This is a genomic window from Roseovarius mucosus DSM 17069, assembly GCF_000768555.3.
Taxonomy (GTDB): Bacteria; Pseudomonadota; Alphaproteobacteria; order Rhodobacterales; family Rhodobacteraceae; genus Roseovarius; species Roseovarius mucosus.
The window spans coordinates 17,410-42,659 of record NZ_KN293984.1 but is presented as its reverse complement, the minus strand read 5'-3'; the positions used below and the strand labels follow the sequence as shown (position 1 = coordinate 42,659).

General features: G+C 63.6%; 24 protein-coding genes and 1 pseudogene. 10 read left to right on the top strand and 15 right to left on the bottom strand.

Going from position 1 to position 25,250, the window contains the following annotated elements; translation table 11 throughout:
• The first annotated feature begins 728 nt into the window (after positions 1 to 728).
• Positions 729 to 1,277, top strand: coding sequence for a fasciclin domain-containing protein (locus tag ROSMUC_RS15365; RefSeq protein ID WP_052115406.1), 549 nt, complete (start codon positions 729 to 731; stop codon positions 1,275 to 1,277).
• 130 nt (positions 1,278 to 1,407) lie between these two features.
• Here the strand turns inward: ROSMUC_RS15365 and ROSMUC_RS15360 are convergent, their stop codons facing one another.
• From ROSMUC_RS15360 to ROSMUC_RS15325, 8 genes and pseudogenes are all read right to left on the bottom strand, one after another.
• The gene (locus tag ROSMUC_RS15360) at positions 1,408 to 2,454 is read right to left on the bottom strand and encodes a threonine aldolase family protein (RefSeq protein ID WP_037275131.1); all 1,047 of its coding nucleotides are present in this window, start codon (positions 2,452 to 2,454) and stop codon (positions 1,408 to 1,410) included.
• Positions 2,454 to 2,924 (bottom strand): YcgN family cysteine cluster protein, encoded by a 471-nt coding sequence (locus ROSMUC_RS15355; protein WP_037275128.1) that lies wholly within the window; start codon positions 2,922 to 2,924, stop codon positions 2,454 to 2,456. The genes ROSMUC_RS15360 and ROSMUC_RS15355 overlap by 1 nt, the downstream gene beginning before the upstream one ends.
• Positions 2,921 to 3,859, bottom strand: coding sequence for a bifunctional riboflavin kinase/FAD synthetase (locus ROSMUC_RS15350; RefSeq protein ID WP_037275125.1), 939 nt, complete (start codon positions 3,857 to 3,859; stop codon positions 2,921 to 2,923). The genes ROSMUC_RS15355 and ROSMUC_RS15350 overlap by 4 nt, the downstream gene beginning before the upstream one ends.
• Positions 3,860 to 3,901: 42 nt before the next feature.
• A pseudogene (locus ROSMUC_RS15345) lies at positions 3,902 to 7,253 on the bottom strand (efflux RND transporter permease subunit).
• Between the two features lie 5 nt (positions 7,254 to 7,258).
• Entirely contained in the window at positions 7,259 to 8,710 is a 1,452-nt protein-coding gene (locus ROSMUC_RS15340) for an efflux RND transporter periplasmic adaptor subunit (protein ID WP_037275122.1), read from the bottom strand.
• A gap of 105 nt (positions 8,711 to 8,815) precedes the next feature.
• Positions 8,816 to 9,358 (bottom strand): molybdenum cofactor biosynthesis protein B, encoded by a 543-nt coding sequence (moaB, locus tag ROSMUC_RS15335; protein WP_037275120.1) that lies wholly within the window; start codon positions 9,356 to 9,358, stop codon positions 8,816 to 8,818.
• A 4-nt stretch (positions 9,359 to 9,362) separates the two neighbouring features.
• On the bottom strand, positions 9,363 to 9,983 hold the full coding sequence (locus ROSMUC_RS15330; protein ID WP_037275117.1) for a LysE family translocator: 621 nt from the start codon (positions 9,981 to 9,983) through the stop codon (positions 9,363 to 9,365).
• Positions 9,980 to 10,783, bottom strand: a complete 804-nt coding sequence (locus ROSMUC_RS15325; protein ID WP_037275114.1) for a uracil-DNA glycosylase — start codon at positions 10,781 to 10,783, stop codon at positions 9,980 to 9,982. The genes ROSMUC_RS15330 and ROSMUC_RS15325 overlap by 4 nt, the downstream gene beginning before the upstream one ends.
• Before the next feature lie 179 nt (positions 10,784 to 10,962).
• Between ROSMUC_RS15325 and ROSMUC_RS15320 the strand changes: the two genes are divergently transcribed.
• The 6 genes from ROSMUC_RS15320 (at position 10,963) to plsY (ending at position 15,334) form a co-directional block, all read left to right on the top strand.
• Positions 10,963 to 11,907 (top strand): aspartate carbamoyltransferase catalytic subunit, encoded by a 945-nt coding sequence (locus ROSMUC_RS15320; protein WP_037275304.1) that lies wholly within the window; start codon positions 10,963 to 10,965, stop codon positions 11,905 to 11,907.
• On the top strand, positions 11,904 to 12,434 hold the full coding sequence (locus ROSMUC_RS15315) for a hypothetical protein (protein ID WP_037275111.1): 531 nt from the start codon (positions 11,904 to 11,906) through the stop codon (positions 12,432 to 12,434). The genes ROSMUC_RS15320 and ROSMUC_RS15315 overlap by 4 nt, the downstream gene beginning before the upstream one ends.
• A complete protein-coding gene (locus ROSMUC_RS15310; protein WP_037275108.1) occupies positions 12,431 to 12,874 on the top strand; it encodes a hypothetical protein in 444 nt (147 codons plus the stop codon). The genes ROSMUC_RS15315 and ROSMUC_RS15310 overlap by 4 nt, the downstream gene beginning before the upstream one ends.
• Before the next feature lie 107 nt (positions 12,875 to 12,981).
• Entirely contained in the window at positions 12,982 to 13,452 is a 471-nt protein-coding gene (locus tag ROSMUC_RS15305) for a hypothetical protein (protein WP_037275106.1), read from the top strand.
• On the top strand, positions 13,449 to 14,735 hold the full coding sequence (pyrC, locus tag ROSMUC_RS15300; protein WP_037275104.1) for a dihydroorotase: 1,287 nt from the start codon (positions 13,449 to 13,451) through the stop codon (positions 14,733 to 14,735). Before ROSMUC_RS15305 ends, pyrC begins: the two co-directional genes overlap by 4 nt.
• Complete coding sequence (gene plsY / locus ROSMUC_RS15295; RefSeq protein WP_037275102.1) at positions 14,726 to 15,334, top strand: glycerol-3-phosphate 1-O-acyltransferase PlsY; 609 nt, start codon at positions 14,726 to 14,728, stop codon at positions 15,332 to 15,334. The genes pyrC and plsY overlap by 10 nt, the downstream gene beginning before the upstream one ends.
• A 208-nt stretch (positions 15,335 to 15,542) precedes the next feature.
• Here plsY and trhO read toward each other — a convergent pair whose 3' ends face one another.
• Entirely contained in the window at positions 15,543 to 16,457 is a 915-nt protein-coding gene (trhO, locus tag ROSMUC_RS15290; protein WP_037275100.1) for an oxygen-dependent tRNA uridine(34) hydroxylase TrhO, read from the bottom strand.
• Between the two features lie 105 nt (positions 16,458 to 16,562).
• Between trhO and pncA the strand changes: the two genes are divergently transcribed.
• The 3 genes from pncA to ROSMUC_RS15275 are packed head-to-tail and all read left to right on the top strand — an operon-like array spanning position 16,563 to position 18,568.
• Positions 16,563 to 17,159, top strand: a complete 597-nt coding sequence (pncA, locus tag ROSMUC_RS15285; protein ID WP_037275097.1) for a bifunctional nicotinamidase/pyrazinamidase — start codon at positions 16,563 to 16,565, stop codon at positions 17,157 to 17,159.
• A 43-nt stretch (positions 17,160 to 17,202) separates the two neighbouring features.
• Positions 17,203 to 17,790, top strand: coding sequence for a uracil-DNA glycosylase family protein (locus ROSMUC_RS15280; RefSeq protein ID WP_037275094.1), 588 nt, complete (start codon positions 17,203 to 17,205; stop codon positions 17,788 to 17,790).
• Entirely contained in the window at positions 17,783 to 18,568 is a 786-nt protein-coding gene (locus ROSMUC_RS15275) for an SseB family protein (protein ID WP_037275092.1), read from the top strand. Before ROSMUC_RS15280 ends, ROSMUC_RS15275 begins: the two co-directional genes overlap by 8 nt.
• Positions 18,569 to 18,578: 10 nt before the next feature.
• Here the strand turns inward: ROSMUC_RS15275 and ROSMUC_RS15270 are convergent, their stop codons facing one another.
• The 6 genes from ROSMUC_RS15270 to ROSMUC_RS15245 are packed head-to-tail and all read right to left on the bottom strand — an operon-like array spanning position 18,579 to position 25,132.
• Positions 18,579 to 19,511: a 2-hydroxyacid dehydrogenase gene (locus tag ROSMUC_RS15270; RefSeq protein ID WP_037275090.1), complete on the bottom strand. Its 933-nt coding sequence runs from the start codon at positions 19,509 to 19,511 to the stop codon at positions 18,579 to 18,581.
• A gap of 5 nt (positions 19,512 to 19,516) precedes the next feature.
• Positions 19,517 to 20,656 (bottom strand): rod shape-determining protein RodA, encoded by a 1,140-nt coding sequence (rodA, locus tag ROSMUC_RS15265; protein ID WP_037275088.1) that lies wholly within the window; start codon positions 20,654 to 20,656, stop codon positions 19,517 to 19,519.
• Positions 20,653 to 22,596, bottom strand: a complete 1,944-nt coding sequence (mrdA, locus tag ROSMUC_RS15260; RefSeq protein ID WP_037275086.1) for a penicillin-binding protein 2 — start codon at positions 22,594 to 22,596, stop codon at positions 20,653 to 20,655. Before mrdA ends, rodA begins: the two co-directional genes overlap by 4 nt.
• A complete protein-coding gene (locus tag ROSMUC_RS15255) occupies positions 22,593 to 23,132 on the bottom strand; it encodes a hypothetical protein (RefSeq protein WP_037275084.1) in 540 nt (179 codons plus the stop codon). Before ROSMUC_RS15255 ends, mrdA begins: the two co-directional genes overlap by 4 nt.
• Positions 23,125 to 24,054, bottom strand: a complete 930-nt coding sequence (gene mreC, locus ROSMUC_RS15250; protein WP_037275081.1) for a rod shape-determining protein MreC — start codon at positions 24,052 to 24,054, stop codon at positions 23,125 to 23,127. Before mreC ends, ROSMUC_RS15255 begins: the two co-directional genes overlap by 8 nt.
• 31 nt (positions 24,055 to 24,085) lie before the next feature.
• Complete coding sequence (locus ROSMUC_RS15245; protein ID WP_037275078.1) at positions 24,086 to 25,132, bottom strand: rod shape-determining protein; 1,047 nt, start codon at positions 25,130 to 25,132, stop codon at positions 24,086 to 24,088.
• Positions 25,133 to 25,250: the final 118 nt, after the last annotated feature.

Sequence of the window (25,250 nt, the reverse complement as noted above, 5' to 3'; positions counted from 1 at the left end):
TTCAAACCGTGGGGGAAGAATAACGTCCTTCAAGGCTGACTTCTTCAGCAGCCTGTTAAGGCCTAGCATGAATTCCACTCATTCATTGCTGAGAACCCTGAGCTTTTTCTCATGAAGCGGGTTTCTTCACTCTATGTGAGTTCTTTTGCTGTCCCGAAAGCTGATTGGTGTCGATAGGTGCGTCGGACAGTCGAAGTCACTGTGTCAATTACGTGTCACAAGATGTAGTGCTGATCATATGTGCCTACTAAACTGTTCAGACGTAAGTATCTGAAAGTAGCAGGTATGGACTTGCTAGTCAGCTATATCTAGTTATCCAGATACAAACCGAAGATGTCGGGAGTTCGAGTCTCTCATCACCCACCATCCAAATTTTCAAAATTTTATCAGATGCTTGGCTCTTGCCTCTTCGCCATTCGCGCAGGGACTTACTATTGCGTGGCAATGGTCTGTCTCCGTCCGCGCCCAGCGGCACTAAGCAGATCCGCAGGATGGAGCAAGGCAAAGATCGCACCTTCACGCCCGATCTGCGCGTTCTGTCACGGGTAGAATTTCAGCGGCTTGCCCAATGATCCTAGCTTTAACTCCCGCAAGCCTCGCCCGGTGAGGGTGGGTTCGGATGCTCTGATGAAATAAACTTTGGGCGGTTTGAAACTTTTGGTTCCCGGCTGACGTGTCTCCTGCATCAGCGGCTCAGACGAGCCTTTGAAAACAAGGGAGAACGACCAATGACCTTCAAAACCTTTCTGAGCACGGCCACTGCCATTGCCCTTGGCACCGCCGTTTATGCCGCCAACCCAACAGTGGGCGGCGCGCCGATGCTCGTAGAGCGCAACATCATCGAGAATGCTGTCAATTCGCCGGTTCACACAACGCTGGTTGCGGCGGTGAAAGCCGCCGATCTGGTCGAGACATTGCAGGGGCCGGGGCCGTTTACCGTGTTCGCGCCGGTGAATGATGCGTTTGCGGCCCTGCCCGCAGGCACGGTCGAGACGCTGCTGATGCCCGAGAACAAGGCCATGCTGCAAAAGGTCCTGACGGCTCATGTGGTCGCCGGTGACTGGTCCGCCGCCGACATCATCGCCGCCGCGCGCTCCAGCAAAGATGGCTTTTACCACTTCAACGCCGTGTCGGGCGACGCCCTGTCGGCGCAGGTCAAAGGCAACAACGTCTACATCCTTGATGAAAGCGGCAACGCGGCCCGTGTAACGGTGGCTGATGTAGACCAATCCAACGGCGTGATCCACGTGATCAACGCTGTCCTCGTGCCAAAGTAGTCCCCCACACTGGCACGGGGTCTGCCCCTCCGCCGCACGGATGGCGGGGGGGCTTTACGCAGCTTGATGCGGATATGCTTCCTGAAAACCCATGCGCGCGCCGATCAGTGTCGGGTGCGCGTCGGTCGCCTCAGCCTCGCGCGATCTCCAGAAACCGCGCAATCTGTTCCCCTGTCACAGACCAGTCGCACACGAACCGCGCCATCAATGGCTCATCGCTTGCGCCGCTCTCCAATGGCCCCTCGTAGAGCCCATAGACCGCCCCAGCCGCCTTGAGCCGCTGATGCGTGGCGCGGGGCAGGCGGGCAAAGATCATGTTGACGGCGCGCTCAAACACCATCTCAGCCCCCGGCACATCACGCAATCCGGCCTCTAACAGGGCGGCGCGGGTATTGGCCTCTTGCGCGGTGCGCAGCCACAGCTGCTCGCGCAGATAGCCCAGCATCTGCGCCGACAAATACCTATGCTTTGACACCAGATGCGCCGACCGCTTGCGCCGCAACTCGAATTCCCAGGCATTCTCGGGGTTGAAAAAAATCACCGCTTCGACGCCCAGACAGCCATTCTTGGTGCCGCCCATGGAAACCGCGTCAATCCCCGTCTTCCACGTCATCTCGGCAGGCGTGCAGCCCAGGGCCGCCACCGCATTGGCAAAGCGCGCCCCGTCCATGTAGCAAGGCAGCCCGTGATCGCGCGCGATCCCGCAGAGCGCTGCAATCTCGGCGCAGGTGTAAACCCGCCCCCGTTCCGTCGCCTGCGTCAGGGCAAGCGGCCCGTGCTGCGGATTGTGCACATCCCCCGCCGGCCAGAGCGCAATCGCGCGGGCCAGATCCTCGGGGGTCATCTTGTCCGCTTCCCCCACAAGGCTCAGCTTGGCCCCGCCGGTGAAAAACTCGGGCGCGTTGCATTCATCGGTGTGGATATGCGCCAAGGGCGTACAGAACACCGTCTGCCACGGCTCCGACAGCGTCGCGAGCGCCAGCGCATTGGCCGCTGTGCCGGTCGCCACCAGATAGACACTGGCCTGCGGTGCCTCGAACAATTCGCGCAGCCGGTCGCGGACCTCCTCCATCGGTGCCTCGGTGCCATAAGAGGGCATATGCCCCATATTGACCTCGGCCATCGCCTGCATCACACCGGGCAGCGCCGGGCCGGAATTGTCAGAGGCGAATTGCATCAGAGCGGCTCCTCGATGATGTGATCTTCCCAATCGTCCTCGGACACCTCGAATTCCGGCACCGTGCGATGCCGCATCGACACGCCCGCCTCGTGCACGCTGTTCGCATCGCCGGAAATCAGCGGGTGCCAGTCGAACAGCGGCTTGCCCTCGTAGAGCAGCTTGTAGGCGCAGGTTTCCGGCAGCCAATAGGCATGGCTCTCGATCGTATGCGGCTTGAGCGTGATGCACTCGGGCACGAACTGATGCCGGATCGGGTATTGCGCGCAGAGGCAGGTGGTATCGTCGAACAGGCGACAGGCCACGCGGGTAAAGGCAACCTCGCCGCTCTCTTCATCCTCCAGCTTGTTCATGCAGCATTTGCCGCAGCCATCACACAGCGCTTCCCATTCTGCGCGGGTCATGCGGTCAAGCCGCGTGGTTTCCCAGTAACGCGGGCGCAATCCGCTGCGATTTATGGCGTCACTCATAGCGCGGCCAGAATGGCGCGGGCGCGCAGGCAATCGGCATCCATCTGCGCGATGAACGCCTCCAGACTGTCGAATGTCGCCTCGGGGCGCAGATAATCGACCAGCCCGACCGACAGGTTGGCCCCATAGAGATCGCCCGTGAAATCAAACAGGAAGGTCTCGATATTGGCCTCTTCGCCCTGAAACATCGGCCGCACGCCGAGCGACGCGGCACCGTGATACTGCCCCTTGTGCGGCCCATCCAGCACATCGACCAGCACCGCGTAAATCCCGAACTTGGGCGGATGCAGCCCCTTGATCGACATATTGGCCGTGGGATAGCCCAGCGTGCGCCCCCGCTGCTCGCCGCCAATCACCGGCCCGTCGATCCGGTGCCAATGGCCCAGCATGGCGGCGGCGGCGCGTGGCTCGCCTGCACTCAGCGCGGCGCGGATCGCGGTGGATGATACCTGCCCGCTCTCGCCCTCCAACAGCGTTGCAATGGTCACGCCAAACCCCATCTCGCGGCCAAAACCCTCCAGCATCGCGGCATTGCCCGCCCGTCCCTTGCCAAAACAGAAATCCGATCCCACCACCACATGCCGCAGACCCAGACCGTCGCGGATCACGTTTTCGGCAAAGGCGCGCGGGCTGAGCGCGGCCAGACCGGCGTTGAAATTGATCTCATAGAGCCGCTCGACCCCCAGCTTTTCCAGCCGATGCGCCCGCGCCTCGCGACCCATCAGGCGAAAGGGCGGCGCGTCGGGGGCGAAATATTCCCGCGGATGCGGCTCGAAGGTGAGAATCCCCAGCGGCGCGCCAATGCGCTGCCCCGCGCTGCGCGCCATCTCGATCACCGAGCGATGGCCAATATGCACGCCATCGAAATTGCCGATGGCGGCGCTCGCGCCCCGGTCGGCGTCGGTGACATAGGTGTAATCGCGGATGATACGCATGGGCAGAGGGGTAGCGCCGCAGCGCCGCCTGTGCAAGAGCGATCAGGCGCTGCGCGGGCGGCGCAGGGCAGTCACAAGATAGACCAGCAAGAGACCAAAGGCGCTTCCCGTCAGAAAGAGCGCCAGCGCCGCCCCCATCGGCGGCAGCGGCACCATGCCCGCCAGCGGTCCCGGCAAATCCCCTGTCACAAGAACCCAGCCCATCGTCGCCCCGAACCAGCCCAGCACCATCGCAAGGCCCCCGCCCAAGACCCCCTGCAACCCGGCCCGGCGCCCGCGCAGCCCTCGGCGAAGCGCGGTGACAGGCCGCCCCAGATCCCGCCCGATGGCCAGCAGGGCTGGCACCACCAAGAGCACCAGCACCATCCCGAACCCAAGCCCATAAACCAGCGTGATCACCGTCGGCTTGAGGAATTGCGCCTGTGTCGAGCGTTCAAAGAGCAAGGGTGCCAGCCCCAGAACCGTCGTCAGCGTGGTCAGAAGAACCGCGCGAAGCCGGTCGGCGGTGCCCTCTATAATGGCCGGGATCAACCCCCGCGATTGCGCATGTTCGTCAATCGACGTGACCAGCACGATGGAATCGTTGATGATGATGCCGGTCATGCCCAGCAATCCGACGACCGTGAACATCGACAGCGGCACATCCCATTGCGCATGGCCCCAGATGGTGCCCACCAGACCAAAGGGAATGATCGCCATCACCACCATGGGCCGGGTCCAGCTGGCAAAAACCAGCGACAGCACGATGTAAATGCCCAACAGCGTGGCCATCAGGCCCAGTCGCGCATCGGCCATGAACGCGTCTTCCTGCTCATTCAACCCCGCCAGCCGATACTCGACCTGATAGCGCGCCGCGACATCGGGCAGGATCTCTGCCTCCATCGCGCGGGAAATCTCGGCGGCGCGGGCCGGGTCATCCTCGGAAATATCGCCCGTCACCGTCACCAGCCGCAGGCCGTTTTCCCGCCGGACCGAGGCAAAGCCGGTGCGCGTTTCGACGCTGACCACATCGGCCAAGGGCACGTATTGCCCGGCGGGCGTGCGCAACTGCATCTTTTCCAGAAAATCGGCGGTCAATTCCCCCCTCGGGCAGTTCTACCCGCACCTCGGCAGAGCGCGGCCCGTCCGGGTAGGTTGCCGCCTCGATGCCGCTCACCCGGTTGCGCAGCGTGCGCCCCAGATCGTCGATGCTAAAGCCGAGCGCCGCCCCCTGCGGCGTCAGGTCCAGGATCACCTCGGCCTTGTCATAGGCCAGACTGTCCTCCAGGCCCGAGACCTCGGGATAGCGCCCGAGCGCGGTTTTCAGCGCCTCTGCCGCGGATTTGAGCTGCTCTGCCTCCGCGCCATAAAGCTGAATGTCGAGCGCATCGCCCCCCGGCCCCGCCCGCGATCCGCGAAAGCTCAGCGTTTCGGTCAAGGGATGCTGTACCACCCGCTCTTGCAGATCTGCGACAAAGGCAAAGCTGGAATAGGGCCGCAGATCGGCGTCGATCAATTCGATGGAAATCCCCCCCAAAAGATCGGCCTCGCGCGTGTCCGATCCCGACAGGCCGCGCCCTGCCGCGCCACCGACCTGCGCCACCACATAGGCCAGCGGGTTTGCCCCGTGCTCGGCCTCATACTCCGCACCCAACGCCTCGGCGGCCTGCTGCAACGCGCGCATCTGCGCCAATGTGTCGTCGCGCGTGGCCCCCGGCAGCATCGCGAAATTGCCCGTCACGCTGCCTTGTTCCGGCGCGTTGAAAAACCGCCATGTCACATCACCGCGCACGAAACTCGCCACTTGCGTCGCCAACAGCAGCACCGCCGCCGCCAATACGGCATAGCGGCCCCGGATCACCCAAGCGATGAGCGGGCGAAAGGCACGGTCGCGAAACACCCGAAACCCCCGGTTCACCACCCGGCTTGGAATGTCATACCAATGCTCACGGGCGGAATGGGCCAGCGCGTGCGCCATATGGTTTGGCAGGATCAGGAAACACTCGATCAGGCTTGCCACCAGCACGGCAATCACCGTGAAGGGAATGTCATAGATCAGATCGCCAAACCGCCCGCCAATCACCGCCAGCCCGAAAAACGCGATCAGCGTGGTCAGCGTGGCGGCAAGGACCGGCAGCGCCATGCGCCCGGCGGCCCGCTCTGCCGCCACCATCGGCGGCTCGCGCAGGCGACGATGCCGCGCATCGGCATGTTCGCCTACCACAATGGCATCATCCACCACGATCCCCAGCGTGATGATCAAGGCGAACAGCGAAATCATGTTGAGCGTCAGGCCGGCGGCATACATGAATGCCATCGCCGCCAGCATCGCCACCGGAATCCCCGCCGCGACCCAAAACGCCGTGCGCGCGTTGAGAAAGAGGAACAGCAGCCCCACCACCAGCGCCAGACCTGTCAGCGCATTCTCGACCAGCATCTTGATCCGGCCCGAAATCGCCTCGGCCCGCGTGCGGATGAGGTCGATACTCACCCCCTCGGGCAGGGTGTCGGCCATGCGGTCCGCCACCGCCTGCACCTCGGCCTGAATATCGAGCGCATCGCCTCGCGCAGAGCGGTCCACCCGCACACTCATCGCAGGGGCCTCGCCCACGTAATAGGCCAACTCCCGCGTCGCCCCCTCGACCCGCACGCGCGCGACATCCCCGACCGTCAAGGCGCTGCCATCCGGTGCAATGCGCAGCGTGATCGCGGCAATATCGCGGGCGCTGCGTTTCTGCGTGCCGGTGCGCAGGCGGGTATTGGCCCCGGTCATGTCCCCCGCCGGATCGGCGGTGATCTCGGCGGCAATGGCGGCGGCAATCTCGGCCATGGTGATGTCGTGGGCGATCAACGCCTGACCCGGCACCTCGATCACGGTTTCGGGCGCTGCCACGCCTTCGATGGTCGTCCGCGTCACCCCGGCATCAAAGAGTCGCGCCACCAATTCATCCGCCAGCCGCGCCAGTTGCTCGGTGCCCACCGGCCCGGTGATCACCACATCCGTCACCTGATCGCGCCAGGCACCGCGCCGCACCACGGGTTCCTCCGCTTCTTCGGGCAGGGTGGTGATGATATCCAGCGCCGCCTGTACCTCGTCCGCCGCGCGGCCCATATCCCAGCCCGGTTCGAATTCGAGCGTCACCAGCGCGCTATTCTCACGGCTGAGCGAGGTGGCCGCTTCGACCCCTTCAACAGCCAACAGCGCCGGTTCCAGCACCTGCACGATGCCCCCGTCCACATCCTCGGCGCTCGCCCCTTCCCAGGCGACCGACACGCTCACATTGTCGATCACCACATCGGGAAAGAATTGCGCCCGCATGCGCGGCAACGCCATCAGCCCCAGCGCCACCATCAGCACCAACAGCAGATTGGCCGCCGTGCGGTGCCGCGTGAACCAGGAAATGACAGCCGCCATGCCGCTCAGCCCCCGATGCGGCGTTCCAGCCGTTCCACCGTGCTCAGCGAGATTTCGGGTTGTTCCAACTGCGCCAGCAGGCGGCGCTTGGCCTCTTCCGGCATGTCGGTGCTGGCCTCGACATAGGCCACCAGCCGCGCCCGCCTGTCCGGGCTGAGCGTGACGGTATCCGCCTGTGGTGTGGCCTCGGCACTCTCCAGCTTGCGCACCTTGATCCCCGCGCCCAGAACCGGCGTGCGTTCCGCCACCACATCGCGCCCCGCCAGCCCCGGCGCCGCCACCAGAATGTCATTGCCCTGCCGCCGCAAGAGTGTGACCGCCACCGCCTCCAACCGCTCCTCGACACCGATCACCAACACCTGACCATCCGGCCCAAGCGCCGTCGCGGGCAGGCGAATGGCGGCGCTCAAGACGGGCTCTTCAACCGTCACGGTCACGAAATCGCCGGGCTTCATCGCCGGGGCATTGTCCAGCGTGGCAAAGATCAGCCGTCCGCTCTCGCCCTCTGCCAGCGCCGCACCCTGCCGCGTGATCCGCCCTGTCGCCGTCAAATCCAGCCCGCCGGTATCAAGCGTCACCGTCACCGGCGCATCACTCAACCTGCCGCCCTCATCCAGCAGCCGCGCATATTGCGCCGTGGAGACGCGAAACGCCACCTCCAGCGCCGCGCCATCCACCAGTTGCGCCAGCTGCTCATTGGCTGCCACCAGACGGCCCGCAACCACGCTCACCTCGCTCAGCGTGCCGGTAAACCCTGCGGTGATCCGTGTCTCGGACAGCCGCCGCTCGGCCTCGGACAGTGCCAGTTCGGCGCGCGCCGTGGATGTCGCCGCCTGATCTATCCGCGCCTCTGCCAGCGCTAGTGCCTGACGGCTGGCCAGTACCGCCTGCCGCGCCTGCACCACGTTGAATTCCGCGTTCTCGACGGCCGTAAGCGTGCCCACGCCGCGTGCCTCCAGATCACGTTGCCGCGCCAAGGCCCGATCCTGTATTTCGGCCTGCTCGCGCCGCGCGGCCAACTCGTCCTGCGCCAGATCGAAGGCGCGCGCCGCCTCGCGCGCCTCGGCGCGGGCATCCATCAGGTCGGTGCGCGCGCGCTCGCGCGCGCTTTCGGCATCCGCAGGGTCGATCCGCGCCAGAAACTGCCCGGCGCGCACTTGTCCGCCTTCGATGAATTCGGGCGCCAGCTCGGTAATCACCCCGGTCGCCTGCGCGCGAATTTCCAGCGTGCGGCGGCTCTCGATCTGGCCAAAGGCGGTGAGGGTCGGGGTGATCTCTGCCTCGACCGCCCGCACCGTGCGCACGGCAAAGGCGCGCTCCTTGCGCTCGGGCACACGCACCTCACGGGCCATGCGCTCTTGCACGGCACTGACCACGGTCTGCCCGGCATAGGCCAAGAGACCCAAGGTAAGGGATAGCAGAAAGAGCCCGATCAGACCCTGACGCAAAAACCGCATGGCGCGCAACCTCTTGAACCGGCCCGGTCGGCTGGCTGATCCGTGTAATGTAACCCCGGCCCGCAGAATGCCAAGCCGCTCGCAGAGGTCATACGCCGCCGCCCGTCACTTCCGGCGTTGATGCTCGTCAAGGCGCGGCATGATTTCGACGAAATTGCAGGGCCGGTGCCGATAATCGAGCTGATATTTCAGGATTTCGTCCCAGGCATCCTTGCACGCCCCCGGACTGCCCGGCAGCGCAAAGAGATAGGTGCCGCCCGCCACGCCCCCCGTCGCCCGGCTCTGCACCGCCGAGGTGCCGATCTTCTGCATCGACACGATGGTAAAGACCGTGCCAAAGGCGTCGATTTCCTTTTCATAGACATCGCGATGCGCCTCCACGGTCACATCGCGGCCCGTCAGGCCCGTGCCCCCCGTGGAAATCACCACATCCACCTCCGGATTGGCGATCCACTCGCGCAACTGCTCGGCCACCTGATCCCGCTCGTCCCGCACGATCATCCGATCCGCAAGGATATGCCCCGCCTCCTCGATCCGCGCGACCAATGTGTCGCCTGACCGATCATCGGACATATCGCGGCTGTCCGATACCGTCAGAACGGCGATCCGCACCGGGATAAACTCTTTGCTCTCGTCGATACGGGACATGGGATCAACTCCTTTGCATGAGCGCCAGACGGGCGGCCAGCGCTGTAAAAATCGTGGCCGAGGCAATCCCCAGCCCCCGCGCGAACCGTGGCGAGGTCGTCAGACGCCGCCCCAGCCCCCCGGCAAAAACCCCGACCGCGCCGTTGATCACAAACCCACCCACCGCGAGGATCAAGCCAAAGATCAGGAACTGCGGCAGGATGGCGCGCGCGGGGTCAACGAATTGCGGCACAAAGGCCAGCACAAAGAGAATGACCTTGGGGTTGAGCAGGTTCACCATCATCCCCTCGCGGAATGCGCGTGCCACCCCCATGACCCGTGCATCGGGGCGCAGCGGCCCCATCCGCAGCGCGCCCCAGGCCAACCACAAGAGATACCCCACCCCCAGCCAGCGGATCACGTCCAGAACCAACGGCTGTGCGGCGATGGCCGCTGCCAGCCCCAGCCCCGCCAGCGTGACATGCACCATGCCCCCTGCCGAAATCCCGGCACTCGCGGCCAGCGCCGGGCGCGGCCCCGCGCGCAATCCCAGACCAAGGCAGAACATCATATCCGCCCCCGGCGTGAGGTTGAGCGCGAGGCCCGCCGGGACAAACGCCAAGAGGATCAGGGGATCGACGATCATGCACCCATTTCCCGCAACCGCGCCTTGAGCGCCAATAAATCCGCCCAGGCCTCGCGCTTGGCCGCAGGCGTGCGCAAGAGATAGGCAGGATGAAACATCGGCAAGGCAGGCTTGCCATAGGCTTCGGCCCAGCGCCCGCGCAGCCGGGTGATGCCGCGCTGACCCAATCCCGCCTCGCAACTGATATTGCCCATGAGCACGACCGCCGCCGGGTTCACCAAGGCCACATGCCGCGCCACGAAGGGGCGCATCATCGCGATTTCCTCGGCATTGGGGTCGCGATTCTGCGGTGGCCGCCACGGCAGGACATTGGTGATATAGACCGCCTCTTGTGGCGCTTCTGCCCCGCGCATGAGGCCAATCGCCGCCAGCATCCGGTCGAGCAATTGCCCCGCCCGTCCCACAAAGGGCTTGCCCTGCTGATCCTCGTCCCGGCCCGGTGCCTCGCCGATGATCATCACCCGCGCCGCCGGATTGCCATCGCTGAACACCAGATTGCGCGCCCCCCGCTTCAACTCGCAATGCGGATAGGCCCCAAGGGCCGCGCGCAACGCCTCCAAATCCATGGCTGCCGCCGCCGCTGCTTGCGCCGCCGCCGCCGGATCAGGGCCCGCGACCAGCGCAGGGGCGGCAACCGCTGCGCGGGGGGGCTCGGCCTTTGGGGCGACTGCGGTCTTGGCGGCCTTCTCGGGCAATTCATAGCGGTTGACCGGCGCATCGCCAATCGCCTCGGTCGCGCCAAGCTCGATCTGCCAGATCAGGCTGGCCAAGGCGTCATGGGGGCTGAGCGTTGATTCCATGGGCGCGACGCTACCCCGTGGCGCAGCGCGGTGAAAGGGCCATGATGGCGCGCCCATGTCTGAGCGCGGATTTGAGTATTTGCAGAACGATGAACACCAAACGCCCGCGCGCAATCCGCGCCTTGCCCTGCGACACCTGCGGTCTTACAAAGCAGGGCGGAACGGCTCTGGAGGGCGGCATGACATTTCCACACGCGCATCTTCTGGGGATCGAGCCGCTATCCCCGGCGGATATCACCGCGATCCTCGATCTGGCCGAGGATTACGTGACCCTCAACCGCAGCGCCACCAAACATGGCGATGCGCTGGCGGGGCTCACGCAGATCAACATGTTCTTCGAGAATTCCACCCGCACCCAGGCCAGTTTCGAACTGGCGGGCAAGCGTCTGGGCGCGGATGTGATGAACATGGCGATGCAGGCCTCCAGCCTGAAAAAGGGCGAAACCCTGATTGACACCGCTCTTACCCTCAATGCCATGCACCCCGATCTTCTGGTGGTGCGCCATCCCCATTCCGGCGCGGTGGACCTGCTTGCGCAAAAGGTGCGCTGCGCCGTGCTCAACGCGGGCGACGGGCGGCACGAACATCCCACCCAGGCGCTCTTGGATGCGCTGACGATCCGTCGTGCCAAGGGGCGGCTGCACCGTCTGACCGTGGCCATCTGCGGCGACATCGCCCATAGCCGCGTGGCGCGCTCGAATATCCTGCTGCTGGGCCGGATGGAAAACCGCGTCCGCCTCATCGGTCCGCCCACGCTCATGCCCGCCGGCATCGACGCCTTTGGCGTCGAGGTCTATGACGACATGCGCCGCGGGCTTGAGGGGGCCGATGTGGTGATGATGCTCAGGCTGCAAAAGGAACGCATGGACGGCGGTTTCATCCCCTCCGAGCGCGAATATTACCACCGCTACGGGCTCGACGCTGAAAAGCTGGCCCATGCCAAGCCGGATGCCATCGTGATGCACCCCGGACCGATGAATCGCGGCGTCGAGATCGACGGCGAGATTGCCGATGACATCAACCGCTCGGTCATTCAGGACCAGGTCGAGATGGGCGTCGCCGTGCGCATGGCGGCGATGGACCTGCTCGCGCGCAACCTGCGCGCCCGCCGGGCGGCGGCATGAGCACGGTTCTGCGCATCCCCGCCGGTGAGGCCCATATCGTGCGCCTCTTTGCCGTGGACGAGGATCGCGCCAAACCTCATGCCGATGAGGCCATCCTCGCGGCGCTGGGCGCAGGCCCGCTCAAGACGTCGGAAATCGAGCTTTTCGATGTGGCCGATCTGAATGGTATGACGCTCACCGATTATCTGGCCGAGGGGCACGGCATCGCCGCGGCCGACCTCGCGCCGATGCAGCCGCAGGTCAATGGCCTCAAGGGGCGCGTGCTGATCCTGCCCTCGCGTGCCTTTGAAGGGCGCGCACAGGACATGCGCCCGCGCAGCCCCCTGCGCCTCGTCGCGCGGTTTTCCGAAGAGGTGGCCCCCGTGCGCTTCGCCCCCCTGCCCACCGGCAGCGCCGAGGGCCTGCTCACCCCTCGTGCCAACGCTCGCCCGCAAGGTGCGGGTCGGTTGCGGCTCATGGCCTTTGCCGTGCTGGCGCTCATGGCCATTGGCGCGGCCGTCGCCATTGGCCTTGCGGTGAAGCTATGAGCGAGGGGCTGATCCATTCCATGACCCCGACAACGCCGCTCGATCCGGGCGAGCGCGTGATCCACAGCTTTCATCCCGACCGTGCCGCCTATCGCCGTGACCACGCTTGGCTTGCCGCCGGGGCCATGGCGCTGGGCATGGCGATTCTCTGGGCGATCGGCAATCCACATATCTGGACCGGGGCTGTGGGCGGGCTTGCCGCGATTGCCGTGCGGGGCTTTTACGTGGCCTCAGATGAATTGAAGGCACGGTGGGATCTGACCGACCGTCAGCTCCTTGGCCCACAAACCCGCGTGGTGCGGCTCTCAGAGATAAAAACGGTCCGGGGCTTGGGCAGCGCCGTGCAGGTGATCACCGCCACGGGCGACAAGCACCTGATCAAGTATCAGGCCGACCGCGCAGGCACCGAAGCGCGGATCCGTGCCGCCGCAGGACTATAAGAGGACAGGATGCAGGACCCCAAAGACCCACGCATGTCCGGCAAGATCGCGATGTTGGCCCTTCTGGTGATCGCCGCCCTGACCGTGGTCATGGTCTGGGTGGCGGGATGAGCGAGGGGTCGCGGTGGGACGCGCATCTTGACCCGCAAGACATCCTCTTGCGCGGGGCCAGCAATTCTTATGTCCCGCCGCTTTGGCGAACAGCGCTCGAAATCGTGGGCGGTCTACTGATTTTATACCTCGTTTGGCTCGACATATCACAAAACGCGCCCGAGCGCTTGGGGCGGTTCTGGGGCGGGGCATTGGGTGGCTTGATTGGCTGGGGAATTGTCTCTCGCCGTGTGCGATGGAACTCTGGGCGAGAATGGGCGATCACGGCATCCGCCATTCATTTCAACAACCGGCCCAATATTTCCATCGGGGATTTGAGCCATGTCCGTGGATGGGGGCATGACGTTGTCTTGATACGGCCCGATACGGGTTGGATGAACGTAAGACTGATGAAAGTTGAGAACGCGGCCGAGACGCGCGAATTGCTGCGGAATCTGATCCGCAGCGGGAAGGACGTGACAGTATGACCCAAACCCTTTTCACAAACGCCCGCCTGATCGACCCCGAGGCAGGAACCGACGTCCCAGGCTGGCTCCTGATCGACAAGGGCTTGATTGTCGCGCGCGGCACGGATGCCCCACCGAAGGCTGAGGTCGTGATGGATTGCGCTGGCCATTGCCTTGCCCCCGGTATCGTCGATATCGGCGTCAAGGTGTGCGAACCGGGCGAGCGGCACAAGGAAAGCTATCGCTCGGCTGGCCTTGCGGCGGCGGCGGGCGGTGTCACCACCATGGTCACGCGCCCCGATACATCCCCCGCCATCGACAGTCCCGAGGTGCTGGAATTCGTCGCGCGCCGCGCCAATGAGGCCGCGCCGGTCAATGTGCTGGTCATGGCCGCACTGACCAAAGGGCGGCAGGGCCGCGAGATGACGGAAATCGGCTTTCTCATGGACGCAGGCGCCGTGGCCTTTACCGATTGCGACCATGTGGTCAGCGATACCAAGGTTCTCAGTCGCGCGCTGACCTATGCCCGTTCGCTCGGTGCGCTCGTGATCGGCCACCCGCAAGACCCCGGCCTGAGCGCCGGGGCGGCGGCAACCTCTGGCAAATTCGCCTCGTTGCGCGGCCTCCCCGCCGTCTCGCCCATGGCCGAGCGGATGGGGCTCGACCGTGACATTGCGCTTCTGGAAATGACCGGCGCGCGCTATCACGCCGACCAGATCACCACCGCCCGCGCGCTGCCCGCCCTGGCCCGCGCCAAGAAGAACGGGCTTGATATCACGGCAGGCACGTCCATCCACCACCTCACCTTGAATGAACTCGACGTGTCGGATTACCGCACGTTCTTCAAACTCAAACCGCCGCTCCGCTCTGAGGACGACCGCCAGGCGGTGATCGAGGCGCTGCGCGAGGGGCTGATCGACATCATTTCTTCCATGCACACGCCGCAGGACGAGGAATCCAAACGCCTGCCCTTCGAAGAGGCGGCGAGCGGGGCCGTCGCGCTCGAAACCCTGCTGCCCGTGGCGCTCCGGCTTTACCATGCCGAGGCGCTCGATCTGCCCGCGCTCTTTCGCGCCATGTCGCTCAACCCCGCCAAGCGGCTGGGGCTGGCCTCGGGGCGGCTTGCCGTCGGCGCACCGGCCGATCTGGTGCTCTTCGATCCGATGAAGCCTTTTGTGCTCGACCGTTTCGCGCTGCGCTCGAAATCCAAGAACACCCCCTTTGACGGCGCGCGCCTGCAAGGTAAGGTCTGCGCGACCTATGTTGCAGGCACCCGCGTTTACGAGGCCGACACATGCCCCTGATCGAAACATCCACCACCTTGCTGATCCTCTGGGCCGTGATCGGCTATCTTCTGGGCTCCATTCCCTTTGGCATGGTGCTGGCGCGGATCATGGGCCTTGGCAATCTGCGCGAAATCGGATCGGGCAATATCGGGGCCACAAATGTGCTGCGCACCGGCAACAAGACCGCCGCCGCGCTCACGCTTCTGCTCGATGGCGGCAAAGGGGCGGTGGCCGTGCTTCTGGCGCGCGGGATGGCGGGCGAGGATGCGGCGCAACTGGCGGCCTTGGCATCCTTCGTGGGGCATTGCTATCCGGTCTGGCTCGGGTTTCGCGGCGGCAAGGGGGTGGCGACATTCCTCGGGATATTCCTCGCGCTCGCTTGGCCCGTGGGTCTGGCCTGCTGCGCCACATGGCTGGTGACAGCGCTGGTCACGCGGGTCTCGTCCAAGGCCGCGATCATGGCGGCGGCGCTCTCGACCGGCTGGATGGTGGTGCTGGGATACGGCACGGGCATGGTGCTGGCCTTCGTGCTGTCGCTGCTGGTCTTCTGGCGTCACCGCGAAAACATCGCACGGATCAAGGCGGGCACAGAGCCGAAGATCGGGCAAAAGGGGTAGGCGGGCGTAAATTTAGCCCCGCGCGGAATCAATGCGCGGAACGCGCCGCCGCGCGATCGCTGGGCCGTCCCGCGGCCTAGCGATTTGTAGAGGACGCGTAACTCTTTGACGTTATACGGACTTGGCTGGCATAAAGTGGCAGCCACAGGTGTTGCTTCGCTGGTCCCCAGCCCAGCGACCGCGCGGGCTATGGCAACCAACCGCCCCCTTACCCCTCGTGAACGATCTTGATATGCCGCTCGCCCCGCGCCTCGGCCAAACCCATCTGCTTTTGCCGCTCGCGAAACCGCGCCTTGTCCTCGTCGCTGGTCTCCCCCGCGCAATGATGACAGGAAACACCCTCTTCATACTCGGGCCGGTCCATATCGGCAGGCAGGATCGGCCGCCGACAGGCATGGCACAGCCGATGCGGTCCCTCGACCAACCCATGCCCCACTGACACCCGCCCATCAAAGACAAAGCATTCGCCCTGCCATGTGCTTTGATCCTCAGGCACCTCTTCGAGATACTTCAGGATACCGCCCTTGAGGTGATAGACCTCTTCCACCCCTTGCCCCAACAGGTAATTGGTGGATTTCTCACAGCGAATGCCGCCCGTGCAGAACATCGCGATCCGCTTGTTGTGAAAACGGTGCCTGTTCTCTTCCCACCATGCCGGGAAATCGCGGAATGTCGCCGTCTGCGGATCGACCGCGCCCTCAAAGGTGCCAATCGCCACCTCGTAATCGTTGCGGGTATCAATCACCGCCACATCGGGGCTGCGGATCAGCTCATTCCACGCAGCAGGCTCGACATAATGACCGACACGGGCGCGCGGGTCGACATCCGGTTGCCCCATGGTCACGATCTCTTTCTTGAGCCGAACCTTCATCCGGCGAAAGGGTTGCGTTGACGCCTCGCTTTCCTTCCATTCCAGATCAGCACAGCCGGGCAGGGCGCGAATATGCGCCAGAACCTTTGCGATCCCCGCCGCAGGCCCGGCAATCGTGCCATTGATCCCTTCTCGCGCGAGCAAGAGCGATCCGCTGATCTTTTCGGCATCGCACAGCGTCTGTAGCGGCCCCTGCACGGCGGCAGGGTCGTCGAACCGGGTGAAATGATAGAGGGCGGCAATCTTGTACATGGCCCGCGATTTACGCCGCAGCCCCTGCGCCCGCAAGAGGACAATCCGCCGCCATTGACGCGCCCGCCCGCTCTGCCTACCCCTATGGGGCAAAGGAGACCCGCCATGACATCCGCCCTCATCGTGATCGACCTGCAAAATGATTTCTGCCCCGGTGGTGCCCTCGCCGTGCCCGAAGGCGACCGGATCGTTCCCGGCATCAACGCCCTCATGGCCGAGTTTCCCTCGGTGATCCTGACGCAGGATTGGCACCCCTCGGGGCATTCCTCTTTCGCTTCCTCCCATCCGGGTACATCCGCCTACGAGATGACGCAGATGCCCTATGGCCCCCAGGTGCTCTGGCCAGACCATTGCGTTCAGGGCAGCCATGGCGCGGAGTTTCACGATGCCCTCAACACGGCGCGCGCCGACCTCATCCTGCGTAAAGGGTTCAATCCCGCCATCGACAGCTATTCCGCGTTTTTCGAGAATGACCGCACCACCCCCACCGGGCTGCATGGCTATCTGCAAACGCGCGGCATCACGGAGCTGACCATGGTCGGCCTCGCCACCGATTTCTGCGTCAATTACTCGGCCCTCGATGCCGCCCACCTTGGCTACCGCGTGACCGTCCGGCGTGATCTGGCGCGGGGTATTGACCTTGACGGATCGCTTGCGGCGGCAGAGGCGGGGATGGCGGCGGCGGGGGTCATCCTCGCATGACCTCGAACCTTACAAAATCACCTTACAAATCGTAAGGTTCGTAATGTCTGACCTCGGTTCAGAAATCCGCGCCTGCCGCCTCTGTGCGGATCGGTTCACCGCCACCCAGACCGCGCATGCGCCCCGCCCCGTGGTCTGGTTTCAACCCACGGCGCGACTGCTTGTCGCCGGACAGGCACCGGGCCTGCGGGTGCATCACTCGGGCAAGCCTTTCGATGATCCTTCCGGCGACCGCTTGCGCGACTGGTTGGGGCTAAGTGATTGTGAATTCTACGATAAATCCCGCGTGGCGATTGTGCCGATGGCCTTTTGCTTTCCCGGTTACGATGCCAAGGGATCAGACCTTCCGCCCCCCCGGATCTGTGGCAGAACATGGCACGCCCGCGTCATGCAAGCCCTTGAAAACGTGAAACTAACCGTGCTCGTCGGCGGCTATGCCCATAAATACCACTTGGGCGTCAAGACCGGTGTTACCGACACCGTGCGCGCATGGCGCGACCATGCACCGCGGATTTTCACCTTGCCGCATCCTTCGTGGCGCAATACCGCTTGGCTCAGAAAACACCCGTGGTTCGAGGCCGAGGTTCTGCCGGAATTACGCGCACAAATTCAAAGGGTTATCCATGACTGACCTGACCCCGCTCGACACCACCCATGCCGCGATGGAGGCCGCGCCCGAGGATGCCGGCGCCCGCCTGCGGTTTTACGAGACCTTGGCGGCAAGCGAGCTATATCTCTTGCTGAAATCCGAGGCAGAGGGCGATCGGCTCGACCCGGAAGTGTTTGATTTGTCGGATAATTCCTTTGTTCTCGTGTTTGACCGAGAGGATCGTTTGGCGCAGTTCGCCGGCCGTATCGTGCCCTACGCGGCACTCAGCGGGCGCAGCATCGCGACCATGTTGGCAGGGCAGGGGGTTGGCCTTGGGGTCAATCTCGAGGTTGCGCCCTCGTCCATCCTGCTCCCGCCCGAGGCGGTGGATTGGCTGGCGGAAACCCTGTCCGATGCCCCCTCGGAGATCGAGGCGCGACCGGAAAAACTGAGCGCACCCAAAGGCTTGCCTGAGAACCTGCTCTTGGCACTCGATGCGCGGCTGGCCACGATGGCGGGGCTCGCCGACCTCGCCTATCTCGCGCGCGTGACCTATGACACTGGCGCGCAGGGGCATTTGCTGGGCTTTGTCGGGGCCAAACCGGAGGCAGAAGCGGCCTTGGCCCGCGCGGTATCCGAGGTGCTGATCTTTTCGGGGCTCGAGGCCGCCGAGCTCGATGTGGCCTTTTTCGCGGCCTCCGATCCGGTCGCGGCGCGTCTGGCACAATGCGGATTGCGCTTCGATCTGCCCGAACCGCCCCGGCCAACGGTTCGCGCGGCCCCCGGCTCTGACCCGGATAAACCGCCTCTTCTCAGATAGTTATCCCGGTTCAATAACCTTTGGCGCGGTCCACCAGATGCAAGAATGGCTCGCCCGCCTCGCCGCGGCGGACATTCTCGATGACCACGCGGGCGGCCGTGATGGGGCGCGTTTCAGATGCGATATGCGGTGTCACCGTTACCCGCGGATGCGCCCAATAGGGATGCGCAGGGGGCAACGGTTCCACCCGGAACACATCCAGTGTCGCATGGCCGATCTGCCCGCTATCGAGCGCAGCCAAGAGCGCGTCATCGTCAATCAGTGGCCCGCGTCCGGGGTTCACGATCATCGCGCCCTTGGGCAGCATGGCCAACCGCTCGGCATTCATCAGGTTTTCTGTCTCGGCGGTCTTTGGCAGCAAAAGCACAAGGATTTCAGCAGCTTGCAACGCTGCGCGCAGACCCTCATCGCCCGAGAGACAGGTGATCCCCGGCACGTCGCGCACGCTGCGCGACCAGCCTGTGACCGGAAATCCTAGGCCCCGAAGCGCCTTGGCGCAGGCCTGTCCCAGCACCCCAAGACCCAGCACCGTCACCGGGCGGTCCTCGGCCAAAGGCGGGATCGTCTTGCGCCAAACCCCATCCTGCCCAAGGATATGCGCATCCATCCCCAGATGATGCCGCAGCACATGGCCCGTGACCCATTCCACCATTCCTTGCGTCAGCCCATGATCGACCATCCGCGCCAGTGGCACCTTTAGTGTTTGATTTCCAACGATATTCTCGACCCCGGCCCAGAGGTTCAACACCGCCTTGAGACGGGTAAAAGGCGTAAAATCCTGCACTGCGCTGTCGGGGGCATAGATCATGTAATCCACCTCCTCGGGTGGCAGCTCAAGCGCAAGGTTCGCCGCGACGCCTGCTTCGGAAAGCGCGGATTTCAAAGGGTTTTCATAGATGTCCCACTGCTCGGGTCGAGCAGCAAAGAGGATATTGGGCGTCATGTGTCCTACCTTGGTTTGTGGATATGGGCGCTCTGGACAAGGCCAAAGCCCACCATGAGCACGAGCATCGCCGATCCGCCATAACTGACCAGCGGCAATGGCACCCCGACCACGGGCATCAGCCCCATGACCATCGCCATATTGACCGCGAAGAACAGGAAAAACGTCATCGCCACCCCCAGAATGAGCAAGGAGGAATAGCGATCCTTGTTGCCGAAGGCGGCAGCGATACAGAACACGAGGATCAGCGTATACAGCCCCAGAATGGTGATGCCGCCTATGAATCCGAATTCTTCGGCCAGTGTCACAAAGATGAAATCGGTATGCTTCTCGGGCAAAAAGTTGAGCCGCGATTGCGTGCCTTGCATAAAGCCACGCCCGGTCCATCCACCAGAGCCAAGTGCGATCTTGGATTGGGTGATGTGATAGCCCGCTCCAAGCGGGTCATTGTCGGGATTGAGAAAGGTGTCGATCCGGCGATATTGATAATTTTCAAGGAGTTGCCAGTCTGTCCCGCGACTTTCGAAGACCGCAAAGACAAGGGCTACGACCGCAAGGATGACAGTGGCGAAATAGGCCCAATGCACCCCTGCCACGAACATCACCACGCCCCCCGCCGCCAAAAGGAGGATCGACGTGCCCAGATCGGGCTGACGTAGCACAAGGGCCACAGGGGTCAGGATCAGGCCCACCGGAATGAGCACCCAGATAGGCCGTGACACCCGCGACATCGGCAACCAGTCGTAATAGGCCGCCAGCAGCATCACCAGCGTGATCTTGACCAATTCCGAGGGTTGCAGCCGCATGAAACCTATGTCGATCCACCGCTGCGCGCCTTTACCCTCAATCCCGATGAGGGCTACGGCGATCAACAGCGCCAGGGAAATCAGATATGCAAGCAGGGACATATTGCGCCAGAACCAGATCGGCACCATGGCCACGACCAGCATCACCGCCAATCCAAGCGCAAAGCGTTTCATCTGCGGCTCTGCCCAAACCTCCAGGTTTCCCCCCGCAACCGAATAGAGCATGAGAAATCCCACCCCCGCGACCGTGCAGAGCAAGAGCACAAGCGGCCAGTTGAGGCAGAGGATCTTGCGCGCGCCCGATGGGGCGGTTTTGATGGACTGTTCCAGATAGCTCATGCGCGATCGCTGTCCTCTGGTTCGGGGCGAGAGCGGGCCGCGCGCAGTTTCTCTTGCTGCGCCTTGATCCGGGGGCGGTCGGCCTCGGGATAGGCTGCCAGCGGCGGGTCCTCGCCGTAGAGTGCCTGAAGCGTGATGTCACGAGCAATCGGTGCCGCGACGGTTGATCCGCCGCCGCCATGCTCAACCACCACCGCCACAGCGTATTTGGGGGCGTCATAGGGCGCAAAGCTGACAAAGAGCGCGTGATCGCGCTGCTCGCGCGGCAGGTTGTTGTTGCTGATCACGCCGGTTGCGCGCTCGCCGGTAGAGATGTTGCGCACTTGGCTGGTGCCTGTCTTGCCTGCCATGCGAAAGGCGTCCTCGATGATGCGGCTGCGATAGGCGGTACCACGATTGCTGTTGGTAACGGCATACATCGCGCGCCGTACCTCGCGCAGCAGGTTCTCATTCAGGCCCATTGGTTCGCCATGGCCCGATGGCTGTTCCACCCCATCGATGGATTTTACCAGCCGGGGCGTCACGCTGCGGCTGGTGGCCAGACGCGCTGTCATCACCGCAAGTTGTAGCGGAGAAGCCAGCACAAACCCTTGCCCGATCGAGGCATTGGCGCTGTCCCCCACGACCCACGGTGCGCCACGATTGGCGACTTTCCATTCGCGGGTCGGCGCTAGTCCTTTGGCAACACTGGTCATAGGCAGATCGAACTGTACCCCCAACCCCAGCCGCTCGGCCATCGCGCTGATATTCTCGATGCCGGTCCGCAGGGCGAGTTCATAATAGTACACGTCGCAGCTTTCGCGGAGCGACAGGTGGAGATCCATGTTGCCATGCCCACCCCGTTTCCAACAGTGAAAGCGGCGACCGCTGATTTCCAGATGGCCAGGGCAATAGACCGTGTCCTGAAGCGAGACATCCCCGGCTTCAAGGGCCGCAAGCGCCGTCACCATCTTGAAGGTGGACCCCGGCGGATAGATGCCCTGCACCGCCTTGTTGGGAAGGGGTCGATAGGGGTCGTCGAGCAGTGCGCGATAGTCCGCAACCGAAATACCCCGCACAAACAGGTTGGGATCATAGCTGGGCGAGGAGGCGCAGACCAGAATATCGCCTGTCTCGCAGTCGATCATCACCACTGCCGCACTCTCGCCATCCAGCCGGGCATTTGCGTAGGTTTGCAATTCGTTGTCCAGCGTCAGTTGGACATCCGCGCCGGGCTGTCCCTCTTGACGGTCCAATTCGCGCATAACGCGCCCGGCGGCGTTCACCTCGACGCGCCGCGTGCCCGCCGAGCCGCGCAAGAGGTTCTCTCGCTGCGCCTCAAGCCCAATCTTGCCAATCTGAAAACGAGGCAGGCGCAAAAGCTGCTCTGGCGCGTCGACCCGCTCCAGATCACGGTCGCTGACCGGCCCTACATAGCCCACAACATGCGCATGATCGCCCCGCAGCGGATAACGCCGCGACAGCCCCACTTCGGGATGCACACCGGGCAGGGCAGGGGCGTTGACCGCGACGCGGCTGATATCCTCCCAAGTGACCCGATCAGCCACGGTCACAGGGGTATCGCCGCGCAGTTCCTTGAGTTCGCGACGGGCCTTTTCCAACTCTCCGGGGTCCAACTCGACCAGCCGCGCCAGTCGGGCGATCACCTCGTCCACGTCGCGGGCCTGTTCGCGGATCATGGTGATCCGGTAGCTTGGCACATTCTCGGCGATGATCCGACCCTCGCGGTCGAAAATACGGCCTCGTGTTGGCGGAATGAGTTGAATGTTGATGCGGTTCTCATCAGCCAAGAGGCGAAATTGGTCGGCCTGTTCAAGCTGCATGTAGCGCATGCGCAGCGCGAGCGCGCCCATCACACCCAGTTGTAGCCCGCCCACGACCAGCCCGCGCCGGGTGATCCGGCGCTGGCTCTCGGCGGTATCGCGGGGGGGGCGTCTCATGGCCTCAGCCCCGCGTCACCAAGATCGCCGGGTGCCCGTTTGCGCACGCCAAAGATAGCATGCGACAGGATGGCTATGACGGGATACGCGATCAATGTGGATAAAAGCTGCATCAGGCTCAGGCCAAGGGGGGCTTGATCCACCATCAGAATTGCCAGGACGATGCGGTTCACAACCGTAATTGCAACCATGGTGCTGGCCACCGAGGCCCATTCCGCCGCAAATGTCAGATCACGCAGTGCGGTTGCCCGGTTGCGCAGGGTTTGAGTGCCAATGACCATCAGCGCGGCCAACAAACCTGGCGGGCGCTGCAACATGAGATCGAGCCCAAGGACCACCAGCCCAACCAGTAGCGCCGGCACATAGTCTGGGCGGCGTACCGCCCAAGCAAAGGTCAGCGCCATCACCAGATCAGGCCCAGCCCATTTCGGAGGCGTATGTTCCAGCGGCAAAAGATGCAGAAAGAGCAAGGCGATGCAAAGCGCCAGATAAAGCGCCCGCATGATCCAGGCCCGGGGGAGCAACGCGTCAGCCATTTTCAGCCTCCGCAGCTTTGGCCGCATCCGGTGCGGTTTCGGGAGTATCGCCTCCGGGCAAGATTGCGGGTGCGATCAACTGTCCGGGGTCACTCAGACGTTCGTTTTCATAGCTGCGCAGCACGCGCAGAAACTCCAATCGCTCATAATCGGCCGAGATGCGCACCCGCATCCGTCCACCCGGATCTTCGGCCAGTTGCCCCACCAACAGTCCCGCAGGAAACACGCCGCCATCGCCCGAGGTCAGCACCCGGTCACCTGGGCGCACCTGGTCGGGGGCTTCGACGAAATCGACCACGGGTGCTATGGAATTGTCACCGATGATCAATGCGCGTTGACCCGACGGCTGAATCGTGACGGGAATACGGCTTGAGGTATCGGTCAGCAGGATCACCCGTGCGGTATTGCGTCCCACCCCGGAAATTCGCCCCACCAACCCCAGACCGTCCATTGCCGCCCAGCCATCCATGATGCCATCGCGCGCGCCCACGTTTATCAATACCGATTGCCGAAAGGGAGAGCCGCTGTCCGCCATCACCACGCCGGTAACGAAGGTCAGACGCGGATCGAGTTGCACATTGTTGAGGTCGAGAAGGCGCGCGTTTTCCTGCTCGAGTTGCAGGGCGGCCTCTTTCCACGCCTTCATCTGTTGCAATTCGCGGCGCAGGTCCTGATTTTGCTGGTACATGCGCTGGTAGCTCTGGAAATCGCGCAGGATGTTGACCGCGCCCGTCACCGGCGCCATGGCCCAGTCAAAGCTTGGCACGACCCGATCCACGACCTGCGCGCGGAATCTTTCGACGCGCGGACTGTCGATTCTCCAGATCAGGAACATGCCCAGCAGGCACAAAAGCAGCACCCCCAAAAGCAGGCGCTTCAGTGGGCCACTGTAATCCTCGCCTTGTCCCCGGTCCCTAGCCACGGAGTCCCCCTTCTAGGCAAAGGTGGGTGGTTCAGCTGTCGTAGTCAATCGCGTGGCGCAACTGCTTTTCGAACTCAAGCGCCTTGCCCGTGCCAAGTGCTACGCAATTCAGACTGTCATCGGCGATGGATACGGCCAGCCCGGTCTGTTCGCGCAAGGCCAGATCCAGATCGCCCAAGAGTGCGCCACCCCCGGTCAGCATCACGCCTCGGTCGACGATATCGGCTGCGAGATCGGGCGGTGTGGCCTCGAGTGCGGTCATCACCGCCTCGCAGATCTGCTGCACCGGTTCAGCGAGCGCCTCGGCGATCTGTGCCTGGCTGATCTCGATTTCTTTGGGCACGCCGTTGAGAAGGTCGCGCCCCCGCACATGCATGGATGTGCCGCGCCCGTCGTCGGGCATGCGCGCAGTGCCGATGCTGGTCTTGATCCGTTCGGCGGTGGATTCCCCCACCAGCAAGTTTTGCTGACGGCGCAGATAGTTGATGATCGCCTCGTCCATGCGGTCGCCACCGACGCGCACTGAGCGTGCGTAGACGATATCACCAAGGCTGAGGACAGCGACTTCGGTCGTGCCGCCGCCAATATCTACCACCATGTTGCCGGTGGGATCGGTGATGGGCATGCCTGCACCAATGGCCGCTGCAATGGGTTCCGCTATCAGCCCGGCCCGACGCGCGCCCGCAGAAAGCACCGATTGACGGATGGCGCGCTTTTCCACCGGGGTTGCGCCATGCGGCACGCAGACGATGATCTTGGGCTTGGAGAAAGTCGAGCGTTTGTGCACCTTGCGGATGAAATGCTTGATCATCGCCTCGGCGGTGTCGAAATCCGCGATGACCCCTTCTCGCATGGGGCGGATCGCCTCGATGCTGCCGGGCGTGCGGCCCAGCATCAGCTTGGCATCCTCGCCTACGGCCAAAACTTTGCGCACGCCGTCCTTGATGTGGTATGCCACAACCGACGGCTCTGACAGGACGATACCCCGCCCCTTGACGTAGACAAGCGTGTTGGCCGTGCCCAGGTCAATTGCCATGTCCGATGAAAACAGACTGGGAATCCTATCGAATATAGACATGTGCGCCTGTGCCCTGTCGCCCGAAATGATGATAATCCCCGCGACTCGGGGCTGCGGGGCGTCTGTCCTTATAGTGGGCGTGCCGCAGGGGCGAAAGGGGCAGTTTCCGCCCAACCGG

Coding starts and splice junctions, on each gene's coding strand:
- ROSMUC_RS15325 (WP_037275114.1), bottom strand. CDS start 10,783: ATGGAATCAACGCTCAGCCCCCATGACGCCTTGGCCAGCCTGATCTGG.
- ROSMUC_RS15305 (WP_037275106.1), top strand. CDS start 12,982: ATGAGCGAGGGGTCGCGGTGGGACGCGCATCTTGACCCGCAAGACATC.
- moaB (WP_037275120.1), bottom strand. CDS start 9,358: ATGTCCCGTATCGACGAGAGCAAAGAGTTTATCCCGGTGCGGATCGCC.
- ROSMUC_RS15255 (WP_037275084.1), bottom strand. CDS start 23,132: ATGGCTGACGCGTTGCTCCCCCGGGCCTGGATCATGCGGGCGCTTTAT.
- ROSMUC_RS15270 (WP_037275090.1), bottom strand. CDS start 19,511: ATGACGCCCAATATCCTCTTTGCTGCTCGACCCGAGCAGTGGGACATC.
- ROSMUC_RS15365 (WP_052115406.1), top strand. CDS start 729: ATGACCTTCAAAACCTTTCTGAGCACGGCCACTGCCATTGCCCTTGGC.
- ROSMUC_RS15355 (WP_037275128.1), bottom strand. CDS start 2,924: ATGAGTGACGCCATAAATCGCAGCGGATTGCGCCCGCGTTACTGGGAA.
- pyrC (WP_037275104.1), top strand. CDS start 13,449: ATGACCCAAACCCTTTTCACAAACGCCCGCCTGATCGACCCCGAGGCA.
- ROSMUC_RS15360 (WP_037275131.1), bottom strand. CDS start 2,454: ATGCAATTCGCCTCTGACAATTCCGGCCCGGCGCTGCCCGGTGTGATG.
- pncA (WP_037275097.1), top strand. CDS start 16,563: ATGACATCCGCCCTCATCGTGATCGACCTGCAAAATGATTTCTGCCCC.
- ROSMUC_RS15320 (WP_037275304.1), top strand. CDS start 10,963: ATGACATTTCCACACGCGCATCTTCTGGGGATCGAGCCGCTATCCCCG.
- ROSMUC_RS15330 (WP_037275117.1), bottom strand. CDS start 9,983: ATGATCGTCGATCCCCTGATCCTCTTGGCGTTTGTCCCGGCGGGCCTC.
- ROSMUC_RS15275 (WP_037275092.1), top strand. CDS start 17,783: ATGACTGACCTGACCCCGCTCGACACCACCCATGCCGCGATGGAGGCC.
- plsY (WP_037275102.1), top strand. CDS start 14,726: ATGCCCCTGATCGAAACATCCACCACCTTGCTGATCCTCTGGGCCGTG.
- ROSMUC_RS15340 (WP_037275122.1), bottom strand. CDS start 8,710: ATGCGGTTTTTGCGTCAGGGTCTGATCGGGCTCTTTCTGCTATCCCTT.
- ROSMUC_RS15315 (WP_037275111.1), top strand. CDS start 11,904: ATGAGCACGGTTCTGCGCATCCCCGCCGGTGAGGCCCATATCGTGCGC.
- ROSMUC_RS15350 (WP_037275125.1), bottom strand. CDS start 3,859: ATGCGTATCATCCGCGATTACACCTATGTCACCGACGCCGACCGGGGC.
- rodA (WP_037275088.1), bottom strand. CDS start 20,656: ATGAGCTATCTGGAACAGTCCATCAAAACCGCCCCATCGGGCGCGCGC.
- ROSMUC_RS15245 (WP_037275078.1), bottom strand. CDS start 25,132: ATGTCTATATTCGATAGGATTCCCAGTCTGTTTTCATCGGACATGGCA.
- trhO (WP_037275100.1), bottom strand. CDS start 16,457: ATGTACAAGATTGCCGCCCTCTATCATTTCACCCGGTTCGACGACCCT.
- mrdA (WP_037275086.1), bottom strand. CDS start 22,596: ATGAGACGCCCCCCCCGCGATACCGCCGAGAGCCAGCGCCGGATCACC.
- ROSMUC_RS15280 (WP_037275094.1), top strand. CDS start 17,203: ATGTCTGACCTCGGTTCAGAAATCCGCGCCTGCCGCCTCTGTGCGGAT.
- ROSMUC_RS15310 (WP_037275108.1), top strand. CDS start 12,431: ATGAGCGAGGGGCTGATCCATTCCATGACCCCGACAACGCCGCTCGAT.